This is a genomic window from Paenibacillus sinensis, from assembly GCF_019904155.1.
Taxonomy (GTDB): Bacteria; Bacillota; Bacilli; order Paenibacillales; family Paenibacillaceae; genus Paenibacillus_AQ; species Paenibacillus_AQ sinensis.
Map to the genome: position 1 here is coordinate 1 of NZ_JAHCMB010000181.1, position 401 is coordinate 401.

Sequence of the window (401 nt, forward strand, 5' to 3'; positions counted from 1 at the left end):
AATTGACATCTAACAGACTGGATAATGAAGCTCCGCACAAGTAGGCTTCAATATATAACAAAAACAAGTTAATCATGGGGTGATATCTGACCATAATCAATCTGTCTATCATAATGCTATTCCGTTAATTTCTACATTTATTGCATGAATGATCGGTTCATTTGGCACTACAGCTCAGAAATATATAGTTCTGATGCTTCGCCATCTTCCTGATCGGATTGAAAACTAAATTTGTACCCATTAATAATATACTCCAATGCATAAGTCGTAATTTCTTCTGAGGATGTCCATGTTTTTTTCATTTCTTTTTCTCCCAGTATCCTCTTTATCTCCACGAAGTTCATGCCTGGCATTGCATCGCCTACACTTATTTTACTGCTGTTCGTATCTGAATTTACCAA

General features: G+C 35.7%; 1 pseudogene. It reads right to left on the reverse strand.

The annotated features are described in order from the left end of the window. Positions 1–167: 167 nt before the first annotated feature. Positions 168–401: pseudogene (locus KIH86_RS20280) on the reverse strand (hypothetical protein); the annotation flags it as partial.